Source organism: Coleofasciculus sp. C1-SOL-03 (assembly GCF_040220555.1).
Lineage (GTDB): Bacteria > Cyanobacteriota > Cyanobacteriia > Cyanobacteriales > Coleofasciculaceae > Coleofasciculus.
Genome location: NZ_JAVJUO010000079.1, coordinates 23606 through 45463, shown reverse-complemented (window position 1 = coordinate 45463; position 21858 = coordinate 23606). Strand labels below are relative to the sequence as shown.

Sequence of the window (21858 nt, the reverse complement as noted above, 5' to 3'; positions counted from 1 at the left end):
GCTTCGCTAGTCGGACATGGCGCGTGAATGGGTAGGGGCGGGTTTAGGGACTTTATGCTTGGTTGTTGAGGATCACGTTTGTACGAAACCCGCCCTCCTCTCCCCCTCCCTAATCCTAGACGTTCCACCGGAACATCTCTACAACCCCGACACCCGACACCCCACACCCCACACCCCACACCCCACACCCCACACCCGACACCCGACACCCGACACCCGACACCCGACACCCCACACCCGACACCCGACACCCGACACCCCACACCCGACACCCCACACCCGACACCCCACACCCGACACCCGACACCCGACACCCGACACCCGACACCCCACACCCCACACCCCACACCCCACACCCCACACCCCACACCCATCACCGAATTCCTAACTCCCAGCGTTCATGATCTGCCCAGTCACCGCCAGACTTTCTTCATACAGAACATCCCGACTCCAACGTTGCAATTGCTGACTTAACAACTGCTCCGTTTTTTGGTCAAACATTGGCGTAACCTGCTGAATCCGGCACGCTTGCGCCCCCCCATGTGCCTCCATCCGCATACAACCCGTGGTTTGGGAACACAACACGGTGCAGCAGTCGGCATCCATATTTGTTGAACCCAAACGCAGGCTAATCAAATCTCCCGCCACTTCTCCCACATCAGCCGTGGGAATCCCGGCTAATTCAGCTTCGACTGGGCGATGTTCGGGAGTCGTAAATTTAACCCGTCGGATATCATATTCCCCGCCCTCTTTGGAATAGGAAACCGGACGCCATTGCAGTCGAGAGGCTAACCATCCCAGAAACATTAGCGCTTGAGCTGGATTACCTTGCTCATAATCGATAGTAACTTGGTCAACCTCTTTGAGCGCAGAGCGGCGTTCTGGCGGATCAAATGCTTCAGCCGCCAATTCTTGCCATGAGGCTAACCGTTGCCAATTCAGGTCAGCCATGGGGATGTCCTGGGTGATGAATTCCTCTAGTCGCGCCAACCCCTCTTCTGGTTTTTGGAAGGCACTGGAATCCACAATTACGTTATTGCTAATTCCAGCTAGTCGTTTGAACAACCCATAATCTGGATCAGGGGTTCCTTTCCACCAGATAAATTGGGGTAAATCACTAATCATCAGTTCACAGATCAGACCTCCGATGCGCTCTAAAGCTGCTGGTGTGCCACTCAAGGTAATGTATTCACAGCAAACCAGGGTACTTTGACTATGTTTTTGCATCGGACAAGAGGCAGAAACTTGAGCCGTTACCCCTTCATCTTCACCGACAATCGGACACAGGGCGATAATTCGACAAGGATTCGCCGCCGCGATCGCATCAGCAATTCCCGAACCTTCTACATCAGCCGAATAGGGTTGCCGTCTGGTTTCCCCATTTCCATTCACCTCTTGCTGATGCCGTTCATTATACTCTTCGCGCAGTTTTTCCTTCGTTTTGTCATCTGCCTTACCTGTTCTCGGCAATCCATAAGCTTTCTGGGCAGCTTTGATCGCCGCAAACATGCGCGGTCCAATAATTCCATCAATCGGACCCGAATAATATCCCAATGCGCTTAAAAGCAGTTGAGTTTCTTCGGGTTCGTAAACCACCAACGTAAAGGTAGTTGCCCGTACAGCATTAGGAACATCCGTGTTGTCATCTGCTGTACTGTAGCTTTGCCAGATATGACGCAGTTCTTCCTCAATTTCACTTAAGGAAACGTCTTTAGGCGATTGTAGAGATAGGATTGGAGGTGATTGTACCATAATTATTATCCTTCGTTATTTGTTGGTCAACGGATTTATTGGAGAGATAGGGGTAGGGAGGTGAGAGCTTATTGACACTGATTACACAGACAAGGAAAGTTCTCTCATCTTCCCCATCTGACACACCGAGCGTGTTACTGAGCGAAGCCGAAGTAAGTCGAGGTGTCCCCCATCTCCCCCATCTTCCCCATCTCCCAGACGTTCCACCGGAACGTCTCTACAAAACGTCCCCATCTCCAAAACTAAGGTCTACGCCAGCGTCGCCCATCCCGATTAATCAGGTGTTCCGCCTCCGTAGGTTCCCAGGTTCCGGCTTCGTATTGGGGAATGGTTTCGGGATCAGTGGGGGCTTCCCAAGCGGATAGGGCTGGGGTGATCACCCGCCAGGCTTCTTCCACTTCATCGGCGCGGGTAAATAGCGTTTGATCTCCTAACATACAATCGAGTAATAATCGATTGTAGGCATCGGATGTCGCCATGCCAAAGGATGAGCCATAGCTAAAATCCATATCCACGGTGCGGGTACGAAGCTGGGGACCCGGCATTTTCGCCTCAAATCGCAGGGAAATGCCTTCATTGGGTTGAATCCGCATCGTCAGCACATTGGGACTGGTTTGTTGGGCGGCGGATTGGAAAATCAGTAAGGGAACATCGCGAAACTGAATCGAAATCTCACTGACTTTCTTCGGTAATCGCTTCCCGGTTCGCAGGTAGAAGGGAACTCCTTGCCAACGCCAGTTATCGATCATGAGTTTCATCGCCACATAAGTGGGTGTGATCGACTTGGGATCAATGCCTTCTTCTTCTCGATATCCGGGTACTGCCTCTCCTTTCATCCAGCCTGCCTTGTACTGACCCCGAACCGCTGAACATTCTAAGTTATTAATATCGGCTAAATGTGTTGCCTGAACTACTTTTACTTTTTCAGTTCGGATACTATCTGCATCTAGGGAATTGGGTGGTTCCATTGCCGTTAAGCAAAAGAGTTGCATCAAATGGTTCTGCACCATATCTCGCAGCGCACCCGATGTTTCATAGTAACCCGCTCTATCTTCAACGCCCACGGTTTCGGCTACGGTAATCTGAACGTGATCGACAAACTGGCGATTCCACAGGGGTTCAAAGATCGCGTTAGCAAAGCGGAAGACTAACAGGTTCTGAACGGTTTCCTTACCCAAGTAGTGATCAATGCGATAAACCTGTTCCTCACGACACACTTGCTGCACGACGCGGTTGAGAATTTGGGCTGAACTCAAATCTCGACCAAAGGGTTTTTCAATCACCAGGCGATGCTTCATGGGATCATCCAGCATTCCGGCTGTCCCCAGTTGGCGGATGGCTTCCGGGAAAAATTTGGGTGCCACGGCGAGGTAAAATACCCGATTTCCTCGGGTTCCCCGTTTCCCATCCAGTTCTGCCAAAAATGCTTTCAATTTCTGATAGCTTTCTGGTTTATCGATATTGCCGGGACAATAGAATAGCCCTTCAGCAAAATCATTCCACAGTTCTTCAGAGTGAATTCCATCAGAAAACTCCTCAATCCCTTCCCGCATCTGTTCGCGAAAATAGTCATGACTCCATTCACGACGGGCTACCCCAACAATTGTTATTTCTGAAGGAAGTCGTCGTTGGCGTTTAAGTTGATACAGGGAGGGAACTAGCTTGCGTTGGGTCAGGTCTCCAGATGCGCCAAAAATCACTAAAATTAGCGGTTCTGGACTCCGTTCCTGTTGTAAACCAACGCGCAGGGGATTTTCTGTAAATGTCACCATTTCGAGTTTTGAGTGTTGAATTTTTTGTCGGGGCGGGTTTGACGATTATCGTTTTTGACCTCACCTAGATGTATAGCACTACCCATTGAGTTTAGGACAATACAATTGGGTGAAAAGGCAACAGGCAACAGGCAACAGGGGAATGTCCTAACGTATCGCCGTAGTGCTATAACTAAACCCGCTAAACCCGCCCCAAGTTTATACCATAGGTTATTGGTTTACACGGCTGATTGGCTAATTTCTCGTTTCATGCACTATATCGGCAAGGGCGCAAGCCTTGCGCCCCTACAGTTCGCGAAGAAACTCCTAAACCGTGGCTAATTGTTTGACTTTACTATCCAGGGAGGACATTAAGGACTCAAAGGGCTTGACAAATTTGTCAATGCCTTCCTCAAGCAGTTCATCCATGACTTGATCCAGATCGATCGCGATATCGGGATCTTTGAGGTTTTCCATTAACTGGTACGCCTTTTCCACATCGGTTTCAATCCGATTTTCCGGAGAACAGTGATCGGCACAGGCTTCGATGGTACTCGGTGGTAGGGTGTTGACGGTATTGGGACCAATCAACTCATCGACGTACATGACATCACTGTAGTCGGGATTTTTGGTACTGGTACTTGCCCAGAGTAAGCGTTGTACGTTAGCACCTTTGGCGGATAAGGCTTTCCAGCGATCGCTTTGAATAATCTCTTTGAACTTCTGATAAGCGATTTTGGCATTGGCGATCGCGACTTTGCCTTTAACATCTTCCAGCTTTGCGTCTTTCTCGATCCGGTCAACCCCAGCATGGAGTTTTTCGTCAATGCGATCGTCAATCTTACTGTCAATCCGGCTGAGGAAGAAACTGGCAACGGAGGCTAGCTTGCTAATATCTTCTCCTGTTTCTGCCCGTTTTTCTAAGCCTCGGACATACGCCCAAGCGGTATCAATGTAACTTTGGACGGAGAAGAGTAAGGTAACATTGACGTTAATCCCTTCACTAATCACTTGCTCAAACGCAGGTAAACCTTCAGGAGTGCCGGGAATTTTAATCATCACGTTCTCCCGACCAATCTCTTGGTAATACCGACGGGCTTCATTAATCGTGCTTTCGGTATCTTTGGCGATGGTAGGAGGAACTTCGATACTGACGTAACCATCAAGTCCATCAGTTTGGTCATAAATCGGCTTGAGAATATCACAAGCGTTACGAATATCCTCAAAGACGAGGGATTCATAAATCTCCTGCACCGATTTGTTTGCCTTAATCCCCGCTTCGATATCAGCGTCGTAAATCGCATTCCCCGCGATCGCTTTTTCAAAAATCGCTGGATTGGAGGTAATCCCGTGAACCCCGCGACTTTCAATTAACTGCTTCAGTTCACCGGATTCGATAATAGTACGGCTAAGATTATCCATCCAGATACTCTGACCGTAATTGTTTTCGATTTGGAAGATCGGATTATTGGCTGCTGCTGTCATGCTTAAACTCCTAAGTTAGGGTATAGATTACGATTGGTCTGGATTCAAGGTCATATCCGTGCTTTAAGGAACCCTGAATCATTCGTTACGATTGATACTAAGCTAAGAACGAGACGCCATAGCTTCTTTGGATTCTCGCGCTCGTTCTTGAATAAAGGACTCCACTAACGCCACATCCTCTTTACTCCCGATAACCAACGGTGTGCGCGTATGGAGTTTTTCTGGTACCACGTCCATCAGGCTTTCGGTACCGGTGCTGGCTCGCCCTCCCGCTTGTTCAATTAAAAAGGCTAAGGGGGCGGTTTCATAGAGTAGACGCAACTTCCCTTCCGGTTTTTTCACGGTACCGGGATAAATGAATACGCCCCCTTGACACAAGATGCGATGGAAGTCTCCCACTAAAGCTCCACTATAGCGAGCCGTATACCCTTCATGGCGATGTACATAGCGAATATAGTCGCGAATCGATTCATCCCATTGCCAGAAGTTCCCTTCATTGACACTATAAACCGGTCCATGCTCTGGCACTTGCATATTTTCCTGGGACAGAATAAACTCACCCAAGCTGGGATCAAGGGTAAACGCATGAACCCCAGTGCCAATGGAGTAAACCAGCATTGTACTCGGTCCATAGATCACGTATCCAGCCGCGATTTGCTGGTGTCCATCCTGCAACAGATCCGTGGCTTCGCCGTCAATATCTTCGCCTTGTTGCCGACGAATTGCAAAAATTGAGCCGATATTCAAGTTAATATCAACATTCGAGGAGCCGTCAATCGGATCATAGATCAGGGAATAGCGACCAATCGGGCAGTTTTCGGGAATGTAGTAGGGTTTGTCCATTTCCTCGGATGCCAAGCGGCAAACGAGTCCACTTTGTTTAAACACCGAGATAAATACATCATTAGCATAAGCATCCATCTTTTTGACGGATTCGCCCTGCACATTCACATTCCCGGTAAATCCCAACGCACCTTCGACCAAATCAGCGCGACTCAACCGTCGGGAAATAATTTTGGCGGCTAAGGCTATACGATTCATTAAGGCACTGAGATCTTGGGCGTCAGCACTAAAACTCTTCAGTTGTTGCAGAACGTGACGGGATAGGGTGGTACAATCCCGATCCAGAGAATGCTCTTCCACTAAAGACCGCTCGACATCTGCCATATTCTTTCCTCCTTATCGGTCACGCTGTTGGTAAGCGAGGGTACATCGTTAAGAAGCCCTGATACCAATCCTGGCATGGTAGTCTTTTCCACTTTACTCCCTATCTTAGAGAGGCATTGACCAACAAGCGTCTCACTTTAGAGGAATTTTGACATCTTTTCCGGCTGGATGGGGCGGTTCAGTTGTTCAGATTGCATCGAAATGATGCTAAATTCAGGTTGCTCAAGCCGTGCGATCGCCGTAACACCCGTTCGTTGGTGGTACCCGTAGGGTGCGTTAGGCGCATTGGAGGATTAACTTTGATTATCTCAACACATAAGTGCGCCGTAACGCACCATGTTGCGGTTCGGCATGGCAATATTTCGGTGCGTTAAGCTGCGCTAACGCACGATGGCGGCGTGGCACAGCTAAAATAGGGTTTTGTTTGTAGTAAGCACGAAGAGTGCTATAACGCTTAGCTGGAGAGGGCTGAAGTTCCCTCACTACGAACCAATTCTAATCCATCAATTAAGGTGTGCCACACCACTACTGGCGTGACTACTATATCATCGGAATCGGGCGCACGTCGGTGCGCCCCTACGGTTTCCGGTATCATGCCATGACAATTTTGAAACTTAATTCCACTCGCCTTGTAATGTAAACGCTGCCCAATAATAGGGAGATTTCCATTTTGTCTCTCGCTGCATTTGTAACTGAGTTTCCCGCAACGCTTGGGCAGGCTTCAATCCATCATTCAACAGTAAACGGTAAAATCGGGTCATAAACTCCGCCGTTGCCGCATCATCCACATTCCACAAACTCACCACTAAACGCGGCGCACCTGCATACATAAACCCTCGCGTCAACCCCACTAATCCTTCGCCTCGAATTTCTTGTCCTAATCCCGTTTGACAGGCACTTAATACCACTAATTCTGCTGGCAGATTCAGGTTAAAGATATCATGGAGTCGTAAAAAGCCATTTTGGGAATTTCCTTGTTGATCCACCAACGATAACACCACACCGGATAATTCGGGCGCTTCACTATTGAGAATGCCGTGAGTGGCTAAATGAATGATTTGATAATTTCTCAGTTGGGGATTATCGATAAAGTCACGATTGGCATCAAAGTCAAACGCATTGGTTTGGGTTCCCGGTGACACTAAATTGAGAATCGCTTCGGCTTCAGTGCGAGTTCCAGGGAGGCGACTTAACTTAATCTCGGAGACGCGAACAGAACGGTTGAGTAACGCTTGGTTTAAATTCGTTTCTGTGCCTCGGCTGGGGGCATTTTTAACGCGGTTATCATTATTGGTGAAAACCGGGTCAGCCAGAATCGCTAATTGTTTGGATGCTTCCTGGCGTCCATTGATTTGGTCACGAATAATCCCCAAGGTGGAACTGGAGGGTAAGTTGACCAGTTCGTATTGATTGATTAGGGGGATGGGAGTATCGGTATCAGCAGTTTCGGGTGTGGCTAAAGCGGCGAATGGAATGTATTGTAATGCCCCATCTGCGACAACCAAAATGCGTTTTTTAGTTAATTGTTCAGCAACTTGTCCGAACAGGAGTTCACTCAGTTGTGAAAGCGAATTTAAATTATCACGGAGGACAACCGGAATCATAGCACCCCTTTGGCTAGGGTTAAATTCATAACCGGGAATTTGTAAGAGTCCATAGAATCGTCGGGCGAGGGTTTCGATTTCATCTCTGGCAGGGAGTCGATAACTGGTAAAGCCATCTTTGGTTATAGCCCAGAGATAACTATTATCTATTCCCAAGGCATACTGTAATAAAATAGTATCCTCATCCAGAATCTGTTGTTGAACTTGTTCTAAGGTTAGGGGTTGCGGATATTTCAGGGCAGCATATTGTGGACTTGTCGCCCGGATTTGGTCTTGCAGTTTTTGATAGGAGGCTAAAAGTTGTTGTCGTTGTTGTTCAATAGCGGTTTTCTGGGCTGGAGTTGATTCAAAATTACTATAAATTTCAATCCGTTGTTTTTCCGTCGCATCGAGTTTGGCGTTTAAGGTTTGTTCTTGTTTGAGTAAGTCAGGATCTACGCCTTCTCGAATATTGGCATTGGCTTCGGTGAGTAATTCTAATAGGGTTCTGGCGCGAGAACGTTCACTGATGTGGAAGGCTTGTTTATCGTAGCCTTGATCCGGGTTTTGTTGATGCAGTTGCATCAGTAAGTCGATGTAGAATTGGTAATAACCTTGTACAGTGGCAAAATAGGTTTGACGCAATTCAGGACTAGCTACTTTAGTCCGCAAATCTTCGATAATGTCAATCGAGGCTTGCATTTGAGTTAACGCTAGTTGGAGATTGCCTTGGTTGCTTTCTGCGTAGGCGATATTAGAGAGGGTGGTTGCTTCTCCGGCGCGATTACCCACAGCCTGGGATAAGGGTAAAGCCTGTTGCAAGTATTCTAATGCCTGTTGTTTTTCTCCTAAGGCATCATAGACCAGACCAATATTATTCAGGATTAGTGCTTCCCCAGTGCGATCGCCCACAGCTTGGGATAAGGGTAAAGCCTGTTGATAGTACTCTAATGCCCGTTGTTTCTCTCCTAAGTCAGAATAGACAAGACCAATATTATTCAGGGTTCCTGCTTCCCCGGTGCGATCGCCCACAGCCCGTCTTAAGGATAAAGCCTGTTGGTAATACTCTAATGCCTGTTGTTTCTCTCCTAAATCCGAATAGACACCACCAATATTATTCAGAGTTGTTGCTTCTCCGGCGCGATCACCCACAGCCTGGGATAGGGGTAAAGCCTGTTGGTAGTACTCTAATGCCTGTTGTTTCTCTCCTAAATCCGAATAGACACCACCAATATTAGAGAGGGTTGCTGCTTCCTGGGCGCGATCGCCTACAGCCTGGGATAAAGGTAAAGCCTGTTGGTAGTAATCTAATGCCTGTTGTTTTTCTCCTAAGGCATCATAGACATGACCAATATTAGAGAGGGTGACTGCCTCACCGGTGCGATCGCCCACAGCCTGGGATAAGGGTAAAGCCTGTTGGTAGTACTCTAATGCCTGTTGTTTCTCTCCTAAGTCAGAATAGACAAGACCAATATTATTCAGGGTTCCTGCTTCCCCGGTGTGATCGCCCACAGCCTGGGATAAGGGTAAAGCCTGTTGGTAGTAATCTAATGCCTGTTGTTTTTCTCCTAAGTCAGAATAGACAAGACCAATATTATTCAGGGTTCTTGCTTCCCCAGTGCGATCACCCACAGCCCGGGTTAAGGGTAAAGCCTGTTGGTAGTACTCCAATGCCTGTTGTTTTTCTCCTAAGGCATCATAGACATGACCAATATTATTTTGGGTGGCTGCTTCTGTGGCGCGATCGCCCACAGTCCGGGTTAAGGGTAAAGCCTGTTGGTAGTAATCTAATGCCTGTTGTTTTTCTGCTAAGGCATTATAGACATGACCAATATTAGAGAGGGTTATCGCTTCTGTGGTGCGATCGCCCACAGCCTGGGCTAAAGATAAAGCCTGTTGGTAGTACTCTAATGCCTGTTGTTTTTCGCCTAAGGCATCATAGACAGCACCAATATTATTCAGGGTTGTTGCTTCTCCGGCGCGATCGCCTACAGTCCGTCTTAAGGGTAAAGCCTGTTGGTAGTACTCTAATGCCTGTTGTTTTTCTTCTAAGGCATCATAGACATGACCAATATTATTCAGTATTCCTGCTGCTGTAGCCCGATCGCCCACAGCCTGGGATAAAGATAAAGCCTGTTGGTAGTACTCTAATGACTGTTGTTTTTCTCCTAAATTATTATAGACACGACCAATATTATTCAGTATTCCTGCTATTGTAGCCCGATCGCCCACAGCCTGGACTAAAGGTAAAGCCTGTTGGTAGTACTCTAATGCCTGTTGTTTTTCGCCTAAGGCATCATAGACAGCACCAATATTATTCAGGGTGGCTGCTTCTCCGGCGCGATCGCCCACAGCCCGTCTTAAGGGTAAAGCCTGTTGGTAGTACTCTAATGCCTGTTGTTTTTCTCCTAAAGCATCATAGACACTACCAATATTATTCAGTATTCCTGCTTCTTGGGTGCGATCACCCACAGACCGGGTTAAGGGTAAAGCCTGTTGGTAGTACTCTAATGCTTGTTGTTTCTCTCCTAAGTCATCATAGACACTACCAATATTATTCAGGGTTACTGCTTCTTGGGTGCGATCTCCTACAGTCTGGGCTAATAGTAAAGCCTGTTGGTAGTAATCTAATGACTTTTGTTTCTCTCCTAAATCAGAATAAACACTACCAATATTATTCAATGTTCTTGCTTCTTGGGTGCGATCGCCCACAGCCTGGGATAAGGGTAAAGCCTGTTGGTAGTAATCTAATGATTTTTTTTTCTCTCCTAAATCAGCATAGATACTACCAATATTATTCAGGGTTATTGCTTCTCCGGCGCGATCTTCCAATTGTCGATACAGAGGTAATGTTTGATTATAGTAAAAGAGCGCTTTTTGTTTGAATCCTAATAACTCATGAGTTCTACCCAGTGCCAGATTCATCAAAGCCTCGTTTGATTGCTCCCCTACCTCACGCCACAAAGGAAGTGCTGTTTCCAATTTTTCGATCGCTTGTTGTAGGGATTCAGCTGTCCCTTGTTGAAACAGTTGCATTCCCTGATTAGACAGTCTTTCTGCTTCAGCACGTTTGTCGGTTTGGGCGATCGTTGTCTGTTCTGTCTCTATTCCAGCGCTTACGGCACTAACCTTTTTAAGGATAGTCGATTCAAGGTCACGATTCCCTACAGCTTGGGCTAAAGATAAAGCCTGTTGGTAGTATTCTAATGCCTGTTGTTTCTCTCCTAAATCAGCATAGACATGACCAATATTATTCAGGGTTGCTGCTTCCCCGGCGCGATTGCCCACAGCCTGAAGTAAAGATAAAGCCTGTTGATAGTACTCCAATGCCTGTTGTTTTGCTCCTAAGGCATAATAGACACCACCAATACTACTCAGGATTCTTGCTTCTTGGGTGCGATCGCTCACAGCTTGGGATAAGGGTAAAGCCTGTTGATAGTACTCCAATGCCCGTTGTTTTTCTCCTAAAGCATCATAGATATGACCAATACTACTCAGGATTGTTGCTTCCCCGGCGCGATCGCCCACAGCTTGGGATAAAGGTAAAGCCTGTTGGAAGTACTCCAATGCCCGTTGTTTTTCTCCTAAGTCACCATAGACACCACCAATATTATGCAGGGTTGTTGCTTCCCCGGCGCGATCACCCACAGCCTGAAGTAAGGGTAAAGCCTGTTGATAGTATTCCAATGCCTGTTGTTGTTCTCCTAAGGCGGAATAGACCAGACCAATATTATGCAGGATTGTTGCTTCTCCGACACGATCGCCCACAGCCTGGGATAAGGGTAAAGCCTGTTGATAGTACTCCAATGCCTGTTGTTTTTCTCCTAAGGCATTATAGACACTACCAATATTATTCAGTATTCCTGCTTCCTCAGTGCGATTGCCCACAGACTGGACTAAAGGTAAAGCCTGTTGGTAGTACTCTAATGCCTGTTGTTTTTCTCCTAAGGTGTCATAGATATGACCAATATTATTCAGGGTTGCTGCTTCCAATGCGCGATCACCTACCACCTGCCTTAAGGATAAAGCCTGTTGCAAGTACTCTAATGCCTTTTCCTTTTCTCCCAATGTGTCATAGGCACGACCAATATTATTCAGGGTTGCTACTTCCAATGCGCGATCGCCCACAATCCGTGCTAAGGATAAAGCCTGTTGCAAGTACTCTAATGCCTTTTCTTTTTCTCCTAAGGTGTCATAAACATGACCAATATTCAGCAGGGTTGCTGCTTCTTCGGCGCGATATTCTAATTTTCGATAAAGTGGTAATGCTTGATTAAAGTAAAAGAGGGCTTTTTGTTTGAATCCTAATAAATCATGAGTTCTACCCAGTACCAGATTCATCAAAGCCTCTTGTGATTGATCCCCCACCTCACGCCACAAAGGAAGCGCTGTTTCCCATTTTTCGATCGCTTGTTGCAGGGATTCGGCTGTCCCTTGTTGAAACAGTTGCATTCCCTGATTAGACAGTCTTTCTGCTTCAGCGCGTTTGTCAGTTTGCCCAATCATTGTCGGCGCTATCTCCCCAGTGCGTTTTGTTAAGGATAATACCTGTTCTTGTCCAACAGCAACTATAAAAACGCTGCTGAATATAGTGATTACAGCATGGCAGGAATAAACAAACCATTGCTGAGTGGTTAAGGTTTGGTTAAAAAAACAGATTTGACGTTTGTCTATTGGCTGTTGAGGTTGGTAATGCATCCGTTTACCCTCAGTGTTTAGGTCAAATTTGGGGAATTTTGCCCCCTTACCACCCTCTATGTCTGGACAGGTTGAGGTTATGCAATGTAGAGACGTAGCATGCTACGTCTCTACACGCCATTTCCCTTTGCCCAGGATTTCTCCCTACCTGCCAAACCGTTCTAATAGTTCCTCACGAGAACGAGTTAATAGCAAAGGAGTCAACTCTTTATGGGGTAACTGTAACATGGCTGCGATTTTGTCGGCTAATTCCGCATCAACCTCACCAAACCGCACTCTCAGCAGGTTCTCCACCTTTTCTCGCCTCCCTTCGCCTAATCTCAAATCTTGCCCAGAACCCTCGCCAAACCACAGTAATAACTCCTGCTTAGAAAGGCTAAACAGTAGACGAGTCAACACCTCTGGCGGTAACTGTAACATCGGTGCGATCGCGTCTTCTAATTCGGCATCAATTTCACCAAACCGCACTCTCAGAAAGTTTTCCACCATTTGCCGCCTGCCTTCTGATACAGCCTCTTCCCGCCATTTAAAATACGCTGGTGATAAGTTCATGATCAACTCCCGATCTGCATTACTTAACGTTTCACTACTGCCTACATTGATGCGCCAGTTGGCTAGTATTTCCAGGATATTGCGCCGTCGTGGGTTCTCTTGGGGTAACTCGACTAACTCATCAATTGCTTGTTGCTGTGTTCTCCTTTTTCCTAAGACTCTTAACCAAAGTGTATCTTGATTTACGGGTAATTGGTTAATTGCGACTAACGCTGTTCTTTGAAACTCCGGTAAGAAGTAAACGCCTTCTCCCCAATTCTCCGACTGATTCAACTTGGCGCAAAACCCGTCAAGTAACCGTTGGGAACAAGAGGGGGACAGTATCCATAAACGGGGTAAATCCGCTTCCGGTAGAGAACGCCTTTCTCGTCGCGCCTTTCGTAATAATTCAGCTTCCACAGAATTCAATTTTGACATACAAGTTCGCACTTCTACTGGGGTAGGTGCATTGCGAAAGGGTTCAAATAAACAAGTGGTTGCTGCCATTTTACCCAGTAATCCTAGATTAGAAGATTCTGTAAAGGGTGAGGGCGCAGGTGTAAAGCAAACATCAATCTGGCGAACTTCGCTGGGTACATCACGGCTGGTTTCTATTGTACCCAGAGGTGCTAATAATTCTTCCAGATACTGCTTGGCAAATTGGTCATGGGGTTGTCGTGTCATTGGTCATTTTTTGTAAATCACTCTCAAATCCTTACTGTTGCCTGTTCCCTAATCTCCACCGTTAACTTTAATTGTGTCCATTTACTTAGTGCTATATGTGCGATCGCGTCGGGTAATTTCTGAGCAATATTCACATCAACTAATCTTATCGGAGGAAGGGAACACGATGAGATTCAAATTAATAAACCCCAATTCCTATTTCATTGGTTGTTTTTATTGCCCCTAAGACGACTCTGATCACTCCTCACCCGAACAAAAGACAGCAAAGGCATCAACGCTTGAGGCGGTAAGCGTAAAATTAGTGCGATCGCGCTAGTTGACAACGTTTCCAGTCAGGCTTGCATCCCGCATTCCACCCTTGAAACCGGAATACTCGAAAATTGCCTTATCAAAAAAATACTAGATAGTATAACCTATTCTCATACGTCTATCTTACGAACTGCTATGCCTCCTCGTTGGCCCCGCAAACCTGATCGTCGCGATGCTGCGTATCGACGCCTAGATGACCGAATGAACTTTGCTGTCCATGTCGCTGTGTTTGCGGCGTGTAATTCGGGTCTATGGTTTGTCCGTACTATCCAGTATGCCAACTGGTCTTGGACGTATTGGGTAACGGGTATCTGGGGATTAATCTTAGTCGGACACGCGGTCTATATCTTTGCGATCGCGGATTATACTCCTTTACCGGGTCAAGATAATTCGGCTAACTCTGCTCAAGGATAAACTGAGAATGTCCAGTTCGTCCTACTCAATTTATTATGGCTAACCCGAATACCAGCGAAGCGATCGAAACCTTGGCGGCTGAAATTGGTGAGAATATATACATCGATGTTGCCAAATGGCATCTTTACTTACAGGATGCCCATTTACACACCCCGTTAGCTGAACGCCTCTATCCCCTGCTGACAGAGGATAACCTCTCCGAAGACCGAGTGGTGCAAATCTTGCAAAGTATTCCGGTTAAACTGGGGGGTGGCAAACGGGAAGTTCCCCTCGTGGATTTACTACCGATGCAGTGTCAGGTTAATCTGCTGGATTTACTCGAAGAGTTTCAACGGAAAATGTAATTCACAAGGCAATTGATCGCTCAATCCTAGGGGTCATTCGTTCCGCGATGAGATCGAATGACCTTTTTTTTATAGAAATTTATTAACTGAAAAAGATAGTCGATGACCATCTGGTGTATCCTTTTAACGGTTAGCGATCGCCTATCTCACTCTCACACTCCGCCCTTTTCCCTATTGGTGTGTTGATTCAGAACACCCCACCGCGACTGACTCAGCTAAGAGTTGCCACTGTCAACTATGGATCAGCATTGGATCAAATTAAGTTATGAGCGCGATACGTATGTGATTGATCTTCATCGTATCAGTAGCTTTGTTTTTGCTGATAATGGTCGGTTGATATTTTGGTTACCGGATGGTAAAGTGCGGATGATTATCCATCCTAAAACCAATTCAGAGGCTTATCAACAAATTGTAGACTATGTGGGCAAGACCGTTGGTAAATCTCTCAGTTGTCCGTCGAAAGCTAAAACCAAAACTTGACTACTTCTGCTTAGAGTAGGGATATAATAGACTATTGATATAAAATATATTTTTTAGGTTTACCTAGCGATTAAGAAAATTTTCAATCGTTCTGGCTAATTTTTGTTGCAGTCTACAATCTGTAGAAGGAATTGGCGTCAAATAGAATTGTTCTCCAGACAAAAGAACCAACCTGAGCCGATACAAGTTAAGCCCGAATAGGTTTAACGGTTCGACTTGTACGTCAGTAATGTGGTAAATTGGACGGCGGATCACCTTGGTTCCTAACCAACCTTGTTGCTTAAATATGACCCAATTGCTCTGTTTGTCAAATTGGCACGTCTTCACTGGACTGCCGAACATCATCCCATTCGCTAACCCAATACAAACCAATCCGAACCAATCAATTGATGAATTAGAAGACAGAAAAATCAGCAATCCGATCGCGGCGGTTAACCCACTCAACATCCAAACCCCAATTGGGCGTTCTTTCAGCGTCAGTAATGTCACCGTTTGTTGAACGATTTTCATGTCACGTTTTTAGTTGAGATGGGTAACTCATGAGGGTACAGACAGGGAACAGGGAACAGGGAACAGGGAACAGGGAAGAAAAAGCCTGCCCTAAACCTAGCCAAAGCATCAATCGTAGGGGCGGGTTGAGGAACTAACACTAGCTGAATCACCGATAACGGCTAAACAAAACCCGCCCTTATTCACGGGTCAAAACAGTGGGTATTTTGTCGGGGCGGGTTGAGGAACTAACCCTAGCTTAATCACCGATAACGGTTAAACAAAATCCGCCCTTATTCATGGGTCAAAACAGTGGGTATTTTGTCGGGGCGGGTTGAGGAACTAACCCTAGCTGAATCACCGATAACGGCTAAGCAAAACCCGCCCTTATTCATACTCAACTATATTAAGTTATGTAAATAGACCTCAAACCCTTACATAAACGAATGATGCCGCCCCTATCGAGGAGTCGGTAAGCTTTACAAAACGTCAAAATTGCTCATTCAGGCAAATCTGCCTTCAAAATGGGTTGAGTACAGTAGCAGATAACAACCGCAAACGATGCCTGAATCAACGATTGAATCAGTTCTGCAAGAAAAACGCCTATTCCAACCTCCGGCTGAATTTTCCCAGACTGCCCACATTCAGAGTCTGGAGGAGTATCAGCGCCTCTATGACAAGGCAAAAGCTGACCCGTTAAAATTTTGGGCGGAGTTAGCTGAACAAGAGTTGCACTGGTTCCAGAAATGGGATACCGTCCTCGATTGGCAACCTCCCTTTGCCAAATGGTTTGTTGGCGGCAAGACGAATATTGCCTATAATTGCCTAGACCGACACCTAACCACTTGGCGACGGAATAAAGCCGCCTTGATTTGGGAAGGAGAACCAGGGGATTCCCGCACCCTCACCTATGCCCAACTGCACCGGGAAGTTTGCCAGTTTGCCAATGTCCTCAAGCAATTAGGCGTGAAAAAAGGCGATCGCGTGGGGATTTATATGCCCATGATTCCAGAAGCCGCGATCGCGATGCTAGCTTGTGCCAGGATTGGTGCGCCGCATACCGTGGTATTTGGTGGGTTTAGTTCCGAAGCCTTAAAAGATCGATTAGTAGACGCCCAAGCGAAATTAGTGATCACCGCCGATGGCGGCTGGCGCAAGGATAAAATTGTTCCCCTAAAACCCGAAGTCGATAAAGCCCTCGCCAATAACGGCGCCCCCACGGTAGAAAACGTTCTCGTGGTTCAACGTACCCAACAGAAAATCCAGATGGAACCGGGGCGCGATCATTGGTGGCATGATTTACAAGCCGGGGTGTCGGGGAATTGTCCCGCCGAACCCATGGATAGTGAGGATATGCTGTTCATTCTCTACACCTCTGGCACAACCGGGAAACCCAAAGGCGTTGTTCACACCACCGCTGGCTATAACCTTTACACCCATACCACCCTGAAATGGACCTTTGATCTCAAAGACACCGATGTCTACTGGTGTACCGCTGACGTGGGTTGGATTACGGGTCACAGTTACATTGTTTATGGTCCGCTGTCCAATGGTGCCACCACCGTGATGTATGAAGGCGCCCCTCGTCCCTCGAATCCAGGCTGTTTGTGGGATATGGTGGAAAAATACGGCGTCACTATTTTCTATACCGCACCCACGGCAATTCGGGCATTAATTAAAATGGGTGAACACCATCCCAAAGCCCGCGACTTGTCCTCGTTACGAATTTTGGGAACCGTCGGTGAACCAATTAATCCCGAAGCCTGGATGTGGTATCACCGGATTATTGGCGGACAACGGTGTCCGATTGTGGATACCTGGTGGCAAACCGAAACCGGGGGATTTATGATTACGCCCTTACCTGGTGCGATTCCCACCAAACCCGGTTCAGCTACATTACCCTTTCCAGGGATTCTGGCAGATATTGTCGATTTAGAAGGCAATTCCGTTTCGGCAAATCAGGGAGGATATCTGGTGATTAAACACCCGTGGCCCGGAATGATGCGAACGGTGTATGGTGATCCGGATCGCTTCCGCCGCACCTATTGGGAACATATTGCGCCCAAAGATGGGCAGTATTTGTACTTTGCTGGGGATGGGGCGCGTCGGGATGAAGATGGCTATTTTTGGGTGATGGGGCGCGTGGATGATGTGATTAATACCTCTGGACATCGCCTCGGCACCATGGAAATTGAATCAGCGTTAGTCTCCCATCCGGCGGTAGCGGAAGCGGCTGTGGTGGGACAACCGGATGAAGTGAAAGGGGAAAATGTTTTTGCCTTTGTCATGTTGGAGAATGACTATAATCCCACCCAGGAATTGGCAAACGAACTCAAGGCGCATGTGGTTAACGAAATTGGTGCCATTGCCCGTCCCGGTGAGATTCGCTTTACAGAGGGAATGCCCAAGACGCGATCGGGTAAAATTATGCGGCGTTTGTTGCGGAATTTAGCCGCTGGTCAGGATGTGGCTGGGGATACGTCTACGTTGGAAGATCGCAGCGTGTTGGATAAATTAAGAGGCGGTGCTTAAAACATTGCTGGATTAAGAGAAAATCAGAGAGTAAGCGAGATTTTCGTCGCTTACTCTTGTCCTAATCCTGTCGCCAGATAATCCATTGCTAACTCACGCGATCGCACCATCTCTCTACCCCGTTTAAGGCGCGAACAGCCACTAAAGTGGCTACTACAAACAGGCTATTACAAACAGCGCGATCGCACGTTTCCTTTAACGCCAATCGTCCCAATCTTGATTAAATATCGACGTATCCGGAAACGCTGTCGGATTGTTATTCTCCTCCAACCGCCGCCGCAACACCTGCAACTGCGGATCATGGGGCGGACGTCCATCCACCAATTCAAACGGCGCAATTCCCTTCTCCAACGCAAACGCCGCCGTTGTTCCCGCCCCTGCACCCGCTGACCATTCAAAGGAATGCACCCGATACGCCGCCGCTGCAATATGACTCGTAGCAATACTTTTCCCCGCCACTAACATGTTGTCAATCGTTTGCGGAATCATCGCCCGCAGGGGAATCTGAAATGGATAGGCTTGACCCGCCCCCTGACGTTCCCCCTCCCGTTCTGTATTTCCCGGCGCTTCTGGGGGAGAGAAACTCATACAGGGGTGAAAATCAATCGCGTAATGTCCAATTCCCACCGAATCGGGATAAATAGTCGAACGAGTGCGTCGATTCACCTGATCCGGCGATACCTCACCCTGAATCACCGAAATCGCTTCTCGTCCCGCCAAAGCCGTCCATAACTGGCGATACATTTCGGGAGATAAGGTTTGACGGTAATACTCCTCCCGGTAATTGCGGCGAGACACATCAATTTCCCAAATTGTAAACCCCTCCGGATACCCAAACGCAGGGCGTCCAATAATCCGCCGTCCTTCCCGCATATAAGGATACTTGGATAACCCATGCACCGTTCCCATGGGAGAGTCTAATCCCGACAAATAACGATAAGTGGGATGGGGTTCTTTCACGCCATAGCCGAGTTGGGAGTCCGTATTTCCCGCTACTAACCAATAGAAATACCCCAGGGAGAGTTCCTCAGCCTTGCGTAAACTCTCGGTTCGCAAACCCCCCATCCAGCCTCCGGGGGCTAACTGTCCTGTCGCCTGTAATTGGTCAGGAGTATAAACCAAGTTATCAACCTCTGTACCGGGACGGTAGTCATTTCCCCATGTCCAGTTTTGCATGGAGATATCCCCCACGGTGGGCGCGGTAAAGGGAATTCCGCCAAATTTCTCGGGTTCACCCGTTTTCGGACTCCAAATCCGCCGATAGGTAAACACTAAGTCAAAGTCGGCTAAGCGGGATAATTCATAGCTATAATAGGGTTCGTATTGGGGGTAAAAGGGCGGCATTTCATGGCTTTGCGGTTCCTTAGTGGCTTCCATGGCAAAGGTGTAGGTAAACCCCTGAGTGCAATAAGGATTCCCCGTAGCGCTGGAAGAGGAGGGTTCGAGATAAGAACGGGGGTCAATTCCTAAGCGGTAGGGAACATTGGTTAACCCAATCAGTTCCCCGGTTTCTGTGGCGTCCACAACATACCAGTCTGGGGCGTTTCCGGGTTCTGGGTTTTGCGGAACGAAGCGGATAATGGTTTTGCCAAACTGGGGAGAATCCTGGTACTGATACCAATCTTCAATGGTTTGTGATAAGGGAAATGTGTTCAGGGGGGGTGCATCAGGGGCGGGTTGATGCTGAATCGCGATCGCACTTTTAATCAAGTTCCCGGTAGGATTGTAGTCGAGTTCCTTTATCACCGTGGAGGGAAACCACTTCAATGTCCCTTTCCCCCGTTTTTGTGCATCCTGCAACATATCCAAGAGGATATCATGGGCGTCACTGGGAATAAAACAGGATTCACTCACCCAACAATCCCCCGGATTCAGTTCCCCATATTTGCGTCTAATCCGTTCCCGCAATTCCAAATAACCGCGAGAATAGAAAAGGCGCGATCGCTGAGTGGGGCGTTCATCAAGTGCAGAGGTTCCCTGGGAGGAAATCTGTCCCCCTACCCAGTCGGTAATCTCCGTCAAGCAAACCGTTCGTCCCGCGAGTAACCCTTCATAAGCCGTCGCTGCACCCGCTAATCCACCGCCAACCACCAAGATTTCACAGGTGACGGTTTCATCGGGAGTGCCATCGGAAACGCTACGGGCAATTGGGGCGAGGGATAGTAGAGAAATCAGGCTAAAAGACAAGGAAATGATAGATTTTCCGGCAGATACACGTCGAGAAGGCTTCATAAGAGTTAAAATGCAGAACGTATCAGATGTTACATTACAGTGGATGCCTTGACGTTGCCATCCCCCAATAAGTTCATCTCCTCAACGAAATCTTTCTGTATTATAATTGTAGTATATTGATGTTATTTAGCGCTAGAGGCGCATATTTATGCCTTACGAACAACTGAAACTGCCCACCGATAAGCCCGTTTTTTCCTGGGCGAATCATGATTTAGGTCATGATGAAACCCAGATGGCAAAAAATGTAGCATCTTTACCGTTTGTGTTTAAACATGTGGCGTTAATGCCAGATGTTCACTTAGGCAAAGGGGCATTAGTTGGGTCTGTTCTTGCCACCAAAGATGCCGTAATTCCTGCCGCTGTGGGCGTCGATATTGGCTGTGGTATGGCAGCGATTAAAACGCCATTTAAGGCGGAACAACTTGAAGGCAAACTCAAGCAGATTCGCTTAGATATTGAAGCCGCCATTCCGCTGGGATTTAACCAAAATAAAGAGGTAGAAAAAGATGCCAGCAATTGGCAAGGCTGGACACACTTCAAAGACTTACATCGCGGTGTGCAGGATGTGCAAGGAAAAGCGATGAAGCAGTTGGGTTCTCTGGGTGGCGGAAATCACTTTATTGAATTGTGCCTCGATACAGAGGATTCCGTGTGGTTAATGCTTCATTCTGGTTCTCGTAATATCGGCAATCGCTTGGCGCAGTGCCATATTAGCACCGCGAAGGAATTAGCGAAACTAGCCGGGAATCGCTTACCTGATCCGGATTTAGCCTACTTTATTGCCGGAACTCCAGAATTTGCCGCCTACTGGCGAGATTTACAATGGGCGCAAAATTATGCCCGTTATAATCGCGATGTAATGATGGCGCGTTTTAAGCGAATTGTGGAAAAATATTTGGCGGGCGGTAAGCAAATGAAGCCATTGTTAGAGGTGAATTGCCATCATAATTATGCCGAGAAAGAAGTCCATTTCGGTGAAGATGTGTATGTGACGCGCAAGGGTGCAGTACGAGCGCGTGAAGAGGATTACGGCATTATACCCGGTTCAATGGGGGCAAAGTCGTTCATTGTCAAAGGAAAGGGAAATCATGACAGTTATTGCAGTTGCTCTCATGGCGCTGGGCGTTTGATGTCTCGGCGTAAGGCAAAGAAACAGTTTTCCCTGGATGATTTGGTGACACAAACGCAAGGAATTGAATGTCGTAAAGATGGCGGGGTTTTGGATGAGATTCCCGGCGCCTATAAACCCATTGATGAAGTGATGAATAATCAAGCGGATTTAGTGGAGGTGGTGGCGACGTTAAAGCAGGTAGTTTGCGTGAAAGGTTGATTTGTAGGGTGGGCATTGCCCACCTTATTTGTTGATACTAAATTTACTTTTATATTTTTATAAGCTTGCCTCATGCT

Annotated in this window: 16 protein-coding genes; 5 read left to right on the top strand and 11 right to left on the bottom strand. The window is 47.3% G+C overall.

Annotated features, from left to right (window positions below; translation table 11 throughout):
* Nucleotides 1-115: 115 nt before the first annotated feature.
* The 9 genes from RIE73_RS14070 to RIE73_RS14030 all read right to left on the bottom strand — a co-directional run bounded on the left by RIE73_RS14070 (nucleotide 116) and on the right by RIE73_RS14030 (nucleotide 13651).
* The gene (locus RIE73_RS14070; RefSeq protein WP_446401768.1) at nucleotides 116-370 is read right to left on the bottom strand and encodes a hypothetical protein; all 255 of its coding nucleotides are present in this window, start codon (nucleotides 368-370) and stop codon (nucleotides 116-118) included.
* A gap of 14 nt (nucleotides 371-384) precedes the next feature.
* The gene (gene opcA, locus RIE73_RS14065; protein ID WP_446401779.1) at nucleotides 385-1755 is read right to left on the bottom strand and encodes a glucose-6-phosphate dehydrogenase assembly protein OpcA; all 1371 of its coding nucleotides are present in this window, start codon (nucleotides 1753-1755) and stop codon (nucleotides 385-387) included.
* A 239-nt stretch (nucleotides 1756-1994) separates the two neighbouring features.
* Complete coding sequence (gene zwf, locus RIE73_RS14060; RefSeq protein ID WP_446401767.1) at nucleotides 1995-3524, bottom strand: glucose-6-phosphate dehydrogenase; 1530 nt, start codon at nucleotides 3522-3524, stop codon at nucleotides 1995-1997.
* A gap of 306 nt (nucleotides 3525-3830) precedes the next feature.
* Nucleotides 3831-4988 (bottom strand): transaldolase, encoded by a 1158-nt coding sequence (gene tal / locus RIE73_RS14055; RefSeq protein WP_446401766.1) that lies wholly within the window; start codon nucleotides 4986-4988, stop codon nucleotides 3831-3833.
* Between the two features lie 102 nt (nucleotides 4989-5090).
* Entirely contained in the window at nucleotides 5091-6155 is a 1065-nt protein-coding gene (gene fbp / locus RIE73_RS14050; protein WP_446401765.1) for a class 1 fructose-bisphosphatase, read from the bottom strand.
* A gap of 303 nt (nucleotides 6156-6458) precedes the next feature.
* A complete protein-coding gene (locus tag RIE73_RS14045) occupies nucleotides 6459-6638 on the bottom strand; it encodes a hypothetical protein (RefSeq protein WP_446401764.1) in 180 nt (59 codons plus the stop codon).
* Nucleotides 6610-6750 (bottom strand): hypothetical protein, encoded by a 141-nt coding sequence (locus RIE73_RS14040; protein WP_446401763.1) that lies wholly within the window; start codon nucleotides 6748-6750, stop codon nucleotides 6610-6612. Before RIE73_RS14040 ends, RIE73_RS14045 begins: the two co-directional genes overlap by 29 nt.
* Before the next feature lie 19 nt (nucleotides 6751-6769).
* Nucleotides 6770-12436, bottom strand: a complete 5667-nt coding sequence (locus RIE73_RS14035) for a tetratricopeptide repeat protein (RefSeq protein ID WP_446401762.1) — start codon at nucleotides 12434-12436, stop codon at nucleotides 6770-6772.
* Nucleotides 12437-12580: 144 nt separating this feature from the next.
* A complete protein-coding gene (locus tag RIE73_RS14030; RefSeq protein WP_446401761.1) occupies nucleotides 12581-13651 on the bottom strand; it encodes a hypothetical protein in 1071 nt (356 codons plus the stop codon).
* 444 nt (nucleotides 13652-14095) lie between these two features.
* Between RIE73_RS14030 and RIE73_RS14025 the strand changes: the two genes are divergently transcribed.
* The 3 genes from RIE73_RS14025 to RIE73_RS14015 all read left to right on the top strand — a co-directional run bounded on the left by RIE73_RS14025 (nucleotide 14096) and on the right by RIE73_RS14015 (nucleotide 15198).
* Nucleotides 14096-14374, top strand: a complete 279-nt coding sequence (locus RIE73_RS14025) for a 2TM domain-containing protein (RefSeq protein WP_446340850.1) — start codon at nucleotides 14096-14098, stop codon at nucleotides 14372-14374.
* Nucleotides 14375-14409: 35 nt separating this feature from the next.
* Nucleotides 14410-14718 carry a DUF3181 family protein gene (locus RIE73_RS14020; RefSeq protein ID WP_446401760.1) on the top strand — a complete coding sequence of 103 codons (309 nt, stop codon included), beginning with the start codon at nucleotides 14410-14412 and terminating at the stop codon, nucleotides 14716-14718.
* A 237-nt stretch (nucleotides 14719-14955) separates the two neighbouring features.
* Nucleotides 14956-15198 (top strand): hypothetical protein, encoded by a 243-nt coding sequence (locus RIE73_RS14015; RefSeq protein WP_446401759.1) that lies wholly within the window; start codon nucleotides 14956-14958, stop codon nucleotides 15196-15198.
* Between the two features lie 63 nt (nucleotides 15199-15261).
* Here the strand turns inward: RIE73_RS14015 and RIE73_RS14010 are convergent, their stop codons facing one another.
* Nucleotides 15262-15708 (bottom strand): hypothetical protein, encoded by a 447-nt coding sequence (locus RIE73_RS14010; protein WP_446401758.1) that lies wholly within the window; start codon nucleotides 15706-15708, stop codon nucleotides 15262-15264.
* A gap of 540 nt (nucleotides 15709-16248) precedes the next feature.
* Between RIE73_RS14010 and acs the strand changes: the two genes are divergently transcribed.
* The gene (gene acs, locus RIE73_RS14005; RefSeq protein ID WP_446401757.1) at nucleotides 16249-18219 is read left to right on the top strand and encodes an acetate--CoA ligase; all 1971 of its coding nucleotides are present in this window, start codon (nucleotides 16249-16251) and stop codon (nucleotides 18217-18219) included.
* A gap of 195 nt (nucleotides 18220-18414) precedes the next feature.
* Here the strand turns inward: acs and RIE73_RS14000 are convergent, their stop codons facing one another.
* Nucleotides 18415-20451 carry an FAD-dependent oxidoreductase gene (locus tag RIE73_RS14000; protein WP_446401756.1) on the bottom strand — a complete coding sequence of 679 codons (2037 nt, stop codon included), beginning with the start codon at nucleotides 20449-20451 and terminating at the stop codon, nucleotides 18415-18417.
* 148 nt (nucleotides 20452-20599) lie between these two features.
* On the opposite strand from RIE73_RS14000, the gene RIE73_RS13995 reads away from it, so the two are divergent.
* Nucleotides 20600-21781 (top strand): RtcB family protein, encoded by a 1182-nt coding sequence (locus tag RIE73_RS13995; RefSeq protein WP_446401755.1) that lies wholly within the window; start codon nucleotides 20600-20602, stop codon nucleotides 21779-21781.
* The last annotated feature ends 77 nt before the right edge of the window (nucleotides 21782-21858 follow it).